The organism is Soehngenia saccharolytica DSM 12858 (assembly GCF_059568515.1).
The window spans coordinates 22,198-29,407 of the sequence record NZ_JCANTN010000024.1; the positions used below are offsets into that span (position 1 = coordinate 22,198).

The window sequence follows — 7,210 nt, forward strand, 5'->3', positions numbered from 1 at the left end:
CATCTCCCCGTATAATATTTTTAATGTTTAATAGAACTATCTATCAAAGATACCAATCCATCTGGAAATGGAGAAAAAATCCTTTGGTTTAAAAGATAGTCTATGTTGTACTTTATAACATAGCTTTTTAGAACATTCGCAATTGTAGTCTTTTCAATTTGGTTGTTTCTATATTTCTCAATCAAGTCCAAAAGGAATTCTCTTTCATTTTTGCTTATGTCTTTTGAAAAATAACCAAATATGTGTAAATATGAATTAATGTAATTCTTTTTAGAAGGCAATTTAGAAAAAAGTTTTATTAGCTCTTCAAAGTACTCATTAAACAGCTCATATAATGGTTTCTTGTTTTGATTTGCAACAATTTGTCCCAACTTATTTTTTTGAGTTTGGTCATAAGCAAAATAAAGATATTTATTGTTCGAATGAAAGTCAATTAGAGCTTTCATAGAATTTTCTTTTTTAATGTTCTTATAATCATATAATACAAATAGTTTAGTAAAAAAATGTTCACGAATTTCTAAATTTAAAAGTCTCCCTTCTTCTTCTGTTGGCAAATAGTAATATTTATCTAATATTTCTTTAGCAAAAATTCCTTTTGTCTTTTCAACAACTGCTGAATTTGATATGCCAGAATAAACTTTAACATCTTTAATCCCACATGATGGTGATCTCCCTTTTAATATAATTCCATCGATGTCCTTAATTTCTTTTGAAATTTTTTCAGCATAAGCTTTCATTTCATTTGTGAAGTCAATCTTAGTAGATGGCTGAATTAATCGATACTCATCATCATTTTTTACTATTCTTAAACTATCTCTTGGAATAGTTAATCCAATTTCAACTTCAGGGCATATAGGTATAAAATCTATATACTCTTTCATCATTTCCAACAATTCAAAATTGACAATATCCCCATTGTATCGGCACTTTGCAAATCCTAAACAACTGCTTATCAATATTTTTGGTTTCATCTATTTCCTCCGTAATATTTAAACAACTCAATTGCCTTTTGTCTTTGAATATTGTGATCTATCAAAGGTTTTGGATATATTTTCTCTATATCTATGTTAAACTCGCTTTTGATTTTATCTTTGTATTTATATGGTTGATGAATATAAGGGTAAGGCAAATCAGCCAATTCTTTCACATATTTCTTTATGAGAATACCTTCTTTATCATATCTAATACTTTGAGATATGGGATTGAAAATCCGAAAATACGGGACAGCATCAAAGCCTACTGATGCAACCCACTGCCAATTTCCAATGTTTGAAGAACTATCGTAATCTATGAGTTTATCCGAAAAATATTTTTCTCCAATACGCCAATCAGCTAGTAAATCTTTAACTAAAAATGAAGCAACTATCATTCTAAGCCTATTGTGAATATATCCCTCACTATTTAGCTGCCTCATAGCTGCATCAACTATAGGAAAACCAGTCCTTCCTTTTGTCCATGCATCTATATAGTTTTCATCATTTACCCAATTTAATTCCCTGTATTTATCATTTAATGGTTCTTCATTTTGATTTGGATAAAAATAAAAGACCATGTTAAAAAAATCTCTCCATGCTAATTCTCTTTTATAAACTTCTTTCCCTTGAGTTTCTTCGGCCTCATTGACTGATTTGTAAACTGTCCTGATGGAAAGTTGTCCAGTAGTCAAAAAATTTGATATGTGACTAGTAGAGTTTAAATATGGATAATCTCTAGTTTTATCATATTCCGATAGTCTTTCTTCAATAAAATCAGAAAGTATTCTTTTTGCACATTTTTCCCCTATAAAACCATCAAAATCTTCTTTTATATCCTTTAATATCTCTAAATATTTCCCTTTTGCATATGAATCCTTGTTTCTATGGTCTTTATAGTTAATCATTTTAATTTTACTAAAATCCAATATCAGCTCAGCGTTTTTTGTCCTATCTTTCCACTTTGAATAATAAGGAGTAAAAACTTTATAGTTCGTATTGTTGGTGGTCATAATCTCTTTTGCTTGATGTAGATGCTTATCCATGAAACCCAAGCATTTTATTGAAGCATCTCTAAACAATGCTATTACTTTTTGGTCTCTGCGATATCCATATCCAACCTCGTCACAGTTATAATAAACTCTACTAATATCTGGAAAATCATCTATTAATTTCTTAAAGGACTTTTCTAGGTCTCCATAAAGAAAAAACATATCTAAACCTAATTTTTGTAAACTATTGTAGAAATTATCTACTGATTTAAAAAAATAATTATGACTCTTTTGTCCAATTTTGAGCTGATTAGGGTCAATATAAAAAATGATCAACAAATTTTCATCATACTTTATAGAATCTTCTATCGCATTTATTAAAGCGGTATTATCTTCAATTCTTAAATCATTTCTTGTCCAAAGTAAATTTGTCATGTATTCACATCCGTTAATAAATTTCAGTATATATACCCAGAATTTATGTAAAAAAATACCTCAGGAAATAATAAATGGATCCTATGGAACAGACTGTTTTTATTGTCTTGTCCATTGAATCCATTTAATTCTATCTTACTGGGTTCTATATTCATAAATTGCAAATTCATTCTATTAAATTATTATACCAATTATTCATAAGTTTCTATTTTCTATTAATTGTTATCTGTTAACTTGCTTATGAAAATACTAAATTCATATAACAATATCATTGGTATAGAAAGGAGGATCTGGGAAATCACATCTGGAGGTGTTATTATGGCAGCTAATATAACTATAGCTAAATAAACATATTTTCTCACTTTATTGAGCATATTATATGTAACTATTTTCATTTTACTCAATATGAAAATCACAACTGGCATCTCAAATACAATTCCAAAAGATAGTAGTATACTGGTCAAAAATCCTATATAATTAGATATTGATATCATCGGCTCTATGCCCTCAATTTTCATATTACCAAAAAATCTTATGCTTAACGGCAATACTGACAGGTAAGAAAAAGTTACTCCAACAAAAAACATTATCATCCCAAATATAAGAGCAATAAAAATTTTCTTCTGCGAATTTCTTTCTAACCCCGGTTTAATAAATAGCCATGTCTCTAGGAATATGATAGGAGATGAAATTATTATACCCACCAATATTGCCAATCTCATGTACGTTGTTAATAGCTCTGCAGGTTTCAAATAAATAAATTCAAAGTACTTTTCTCCTATTGATATCAATTCTTGCATAATAGGTCTTATAAAGCTAAAGCTAGCCACAGAACTCAGTATAAAAAATACTAGAATAACAATTATCCTTTTTCGAAGTTCAGATAAATGTTCAACTAAAGAATAGCTATTTACATCTTTCATTCTCTTCCTCCACATCACTTAAATATTATAAAGAAATATAGGATAGAATTCTGATTCTATCCTATATTTTACTCTATGCTAAAGTTTCATTCAATAACTCTACAATTTTTCTAGTACAATCTGCAGCTACACCAGCACAGCGAGCTTTCCTCTCGTGGTCTGCATATGCATAACCGCTTACCTCCATAAATTTGCTAACTGATTCGTTGCATATTTCTGAATCAGAAACTGTAGTAGGTAAATTTAAATTTTCTGGTTGATACATAGGAAATTCTGCTTTCTTATACCAGCTTATTACTTCTCCTATGAGTTTTTTTGATGTATCTGCATCACAAACTGAGCCTATACAAGCTGCTGAAACTCCAAGACTACCACATAAAGAAGCAGTTTGATAACCCCCTGATGCATTTATGAACATTTCAGTAGGAATCTGGTTAAATGGATATCCTGTCTCATCTGCCAATGTGCCGAAGAACCCTTCAGCTACAGCAACACCTCATCCTCCCTTTTCGAAATATGCGTTGTATGCTCTTGCTTCAGCTACTGCAGGATCAATTTTCTTGTACTTAAATGGCCATTTTGGACTTTCGCTTGAAGTTTGAAGTTGGGCATTTTCATCACTGCATCCTGTGAGAAGACCACTCATAGAGCCAACAACTGCAACTCCAGCAACAGCTGTCCCCATTGTTTTTAAAAAATCTTTTCTCGTCATTGTTTTTTTCTCTGTCATATGTATCCCTCCTAAGTTCTAATTAAAATTTTATATGATATAACATATCTAGTAACCCTTAATTTTTGCTCTCTTCTTGGTCAGATTCTAAGTCTATGTCCTCAGTGATTTTGTTTGTTTGTCTTTTAAATTCATTTATTGCCTTTCCAATGGACTTGCCAACCTCAGGTAGTTTTGATGGGCCAAAAATAACAAGTGCAATTATTAAAATGAGTATTAGTTCCCACATTCCCAATCTTCCAAACATATAATCCCTCCTCAAATAATATTAATTATCCAATTATCATCCTAATCATAGTATACTATTAAGATTCATACTCGTCAATATATTGTCAATCGACAATTTTAGTAATCTCATTGATCAGCAATTTCCCATTTTCTAATTTGAATATGCTATCTCCAATATCTTTACCAAATTTTAAATCATGGGTAACTACGATTATAGTCATGCCTTCATTAGCTAAATTCTTAATTATACTCGATATTTTGCTCGAAGTTTCATTGTCTAAAGCTGAAGTAGGCTCATCAAAACACAGTACAGATGGATTTAGCATACAAGCTCTTGCAATAGCCACTCTTTGTTTTTGTCCCCCTGACAATTGATAAGGATACATATCCTTTTTGTCCTCTATTTCCAAAGACTTCAACAGTTCTATAGCTTTATTCAAAATGCTGTCTTTACTTGCTGCCTTTAAATGATTTGGCATAATTGTTAAATTTTCCATAACTGTTAAGTGTGGAAACAAATTATAATTTTGAAATACCAGACCTATCTTTGATCCGATTTTTCTATTTTCTTTCATCTCCAATATATTTTCTCCATCTATTAATACTCTGCCTTCGTCAAGCTGTTCAAGTCTATTAAGACATCTTAAGAGTGTAGTTTTACCCTCTCCAGATTTGCCTTGTATGCAAAAAACCTTTCCAGAAAGAACTTCAAATGATAATTTCTCAAAAACTTTAATTTCTCCAAAAGATTTGCTTATTTTTTCAACTACTAGTCCCATGGTATTCTCCTATCTATAATAATCAAATCGTCTCTCTATGCTTGATAAAAGATTTGTCATTATTGCAATGATTCCAAGATACACAAAGGCTACAAATATATATGGCACAAAAGTCGAATAAGTATTTGATACTGATTTTGCAGCCTTTAATATGTCCGTAGCACCAAGTATATAAACCAATGAAGTATCTTTGACAAGTGTGATTACTTCATTTCCCAATGACGGAATTATATTTTTAATTACTTGAGGTAAAATTATTTTGATAAAGGCATAGCTTTTTCCAAGCCCCAGAACTTTAGTTGCTTCATATTGCCCAATGTCAATTGAGTTTATACCTCCTCTGATTATTTCTGCAAAATAGGCTGTGTAATTCAATATAAAAGCAATATAGATAGCTTGAAATCTGCTAAATGCATATCCAACAACAGGAATATAATGAAATCCAAAGAAAATAAACATCAACTGCAACAATAGCGGAGTTCCCCTCATCACATATATGTAAACACTTGTCAGTTTACTAATATATTTGTTTTTTGATCCCCTTAGTAAAGCAACAAACGTAGATAATGGAAGAGAAACAATAAGCGTTACAGCAAAAACGCTCATTGTCACTTTTAACCCTTCTAAAGTCATCGGAATTAGCATCTCTAAAATTTTCATTGGATCATCTCCACCTTACATATAAAGCTATTTTGCAAACCATTTTTCATATATTTCATCATAGGTTCCATCATCCTTCATTTCATTTAAAGTCACATTTAACTTATTCAACAAATCCTCATCTTCTTTTCGAACTCCTACGCCATATTCTTCAATTCCTAAATTTTCTTCAAGTACTTTATACAATCCTTCTCCTTTGTTGTTCATATAATATCTTGCAAGCACCTCATCAACTATGATAGCATCGGTTCTTCCAGATTCAAGATCGTTAAACACTTCGTTAAAAGTAGAATATTCGATTATCTTACCGTCTTTCAAGCTTTCAATAAACCCATCCAAGCCCCGTGCAGCATCAAGTGAGCTTGATTCAGCTTGTGTCGCACAAGTTTTGCCTTCTAAGTCATCAATCTTGGTTATATCGGAATTGATTAATGTAACAATTATTTGCGAATTAGTGAGATAAGATTCGGTGAAATTCACCTTTTCTTTTCTTTCATCTGTAATCGTATATCCATTCCATATCATGTCAATATTGCCTGAATTGAGTTCTGCCTCTTTCATTGCCCAATCTATAGGTTGAAATTTTATATCCCACCCATTTCTCTTAGCCACCTCTTCTGCAAGGTCTACATCAAAACCCACTATTTCATTTTTCTCATTTCTAAAGCTCATCGGTGCAAATGTATCATCAAGTCCAATTACAAATGTATCTTCACTATTAGAGCTTACCTGCTGTGAACAAGCCGAAACCAAATTGACTAACAACACCAATCCTAAAACAACTGCGAACTTTTTCTTTTTTAACATTTAAATCTATCCCTTTACTTAAAATTAAATTAAAAACTCTCGTCCTCTAGTTTATCTAACTAGAGGACGAGAGTTAATCCCGTGGTCCCACCTCAATTTAATGGTATTTTTAAATACCATCCTCACTAGGTACAAAAATTCTATACCCGTGCACACTAACGGTTGCAATCCGAATACGGCTACTCTCAAATGATTTCACCAACTTGTTCAAAGACGTGTTCATCAATCTTTCACTATGTATTTCCACCAAACATACACTCTCTATAAGCTAATTATTGATTACTATTTCTCGTCATCACATTATCATATTAAATTATTAGATAGTATATTATCATGTCTAAGAAACGTATCTTTGACACTTGAAGAATAAAAAAATCGTTAAAGTCGTTGAAAAGGCTTTATTTTTTTGTCAAATTTTAAATATTTATATTGCACAATGTCTCACAATGTGTTATGATATCTATAAAATAACAGAGAGGTGAGATATGAGATTACAAGTTTCCAAAACTAAAAATGCTGCTTCTTTTTATGTTGTAAAATCTGTTTATTTAGATGGTAAACGTACAAATAAGGTAGTTGAAAAGTTAGGCACTTATGAAGAACTTAAAGAAAAACTTGGTGATAAGGATCCTTATGAATGGGCTGAAGAATATGTTAAAAATTTAAATCGCCTTGAAAAAGAGAA

Annotated in this window: 8 protein-coding genes, 2 pseudogenes and 1 other annotated feature; of the genes and pseudogenes, 1 reads left to right on the forward strand and 9 read right to left on the reverse strand. The window is 31.0% G+C overall.

Annotated features, from left to right (window positions below; genetic code table 11):
- Nucleotides 1-20: 20 nt before the first annotated feature.
- The 9 genes and pseudogenes from BO51_RS07395 to BO51_RS07435 form a co-directional block, all read right to left on the reverse strand.
- Entirely contained in the window at nt 21-971 is a 951-nt protein-coding gene (locus tag BO51_RS07395; protein ID WP_496485422.1) for a YbgA family protein, read from the reverse strand.
- Nucleotides 968-2,398, reverse strand: coding sequence for a cryptochrome/photolyase family protein (locus tag BO51_RS07400; protein WP_496485424.1), 1,431 nt, complete (start codon nt 2,396-2,398; stop codon nt 968-970). The genes BO51_RS07395 and BO51_RS07400 overlap by 4 nt, the downstream gene beginning before the upstream one ends.
- A 215-nt stretch (nt 2,399-2,613) precedes the next feature.
- Complete coding sequence (gene tatC / locus BO51_RS07405; protein WP_496485426.1) at nt 2,614-3,321, reverse strand: twin-arginine translocase subunit TatC; 708 nt, start codon at nt 3,319-3,321, stop codon at nt 2,614-2,616.
- A gap of 73 nt (nt 3,322-3,394) precedes the next feature.
- Nucleotides 3,395-3,793: pseudogene (locus BO51_RS07410) on the reverse strand (C-GCAxxG-C-C family (seleno)protein); the annotation flags it as partial.
- Nucleotides 3,794-3,817: 24 nt separating this feature from the next.
- Nucleotides 3,818-4,051 (reverse strand): hypothetical protein, encoded by a 234-nt coding sequence (locus BO51_RS07415; RefSeq protein WP_496485428.1) that lies wholly within the window; start codon nt 4,049-4,051, stop codon nt 3,818-3,820.
- A gap of 58 nt (nt 4,052-4,109) precedes the next feature.
- The gene (gene tatA / locus BO51_RS07420; RefSeq protein WP_496485430.1) at nt 4,110-4,298 is read right to left on the reverse strand and encodes a twin-arginine translocase TatA/TatE family subunit; all 189 of its coding nucleotides are present in this window, start codon (nt 4,296-4,298) and stop codon (nt 4,110-4,112) included.
- 85 nt (nt 4,299-4,383) lie between these two features.
- Nucleotides 4,384-5,058 carry an amino acid ABC transporter ATP-binding protein gene (locus BO51_RS07425; protein WP_496485432.1) on the reverse strand — a complete coding sequence of 225 codons (675 nt, stop codon included), beginning with the start codon at nt 5,056-5,058 and terminating at the stop codon, nt 4,384-4,386.
- Between the two features lie 9 nt (nt 5,059-5,067).
- Nucleotides 5,068-5,718, reverse strand: a complete 651-nt coding sequence (locus tag BO51_RS07430; protein WP_496485434.1) for an amino acid ABC transporter permease — start codon at nt 5,716-5,718, stop codon at nt 5,068-5,070.
- Nucleotides 5,719-5,745: 27 nt separating this feature from the next.
- A complete protein-coding gene (locus BO51_RS07435; RefSeq protein WP_496485436.1) occupies nt 5,746-6,525 on the reverse strand; it encodes an amino acid ABC transporter substrate-binding protein in 780 nt (259 codons plus the stop codon).
- Nucleotides 6,526-6,584: 59 nt separating this feature from the next.
- Nucleotides 6,585-6,830, reverse strand: a binding site (T-box leader).
- Between the two features lie 180 nt (nt 6,831-7,010).
- Between BO51_RS07435 and BO51_RS07440 the strand changes: the two are divergent.
- A pseudogene (locus tag BO51_RS07440) lies at nt 7,011-7,210 on the forward strand (IS1634 family transposase); the annotation flags it as partial.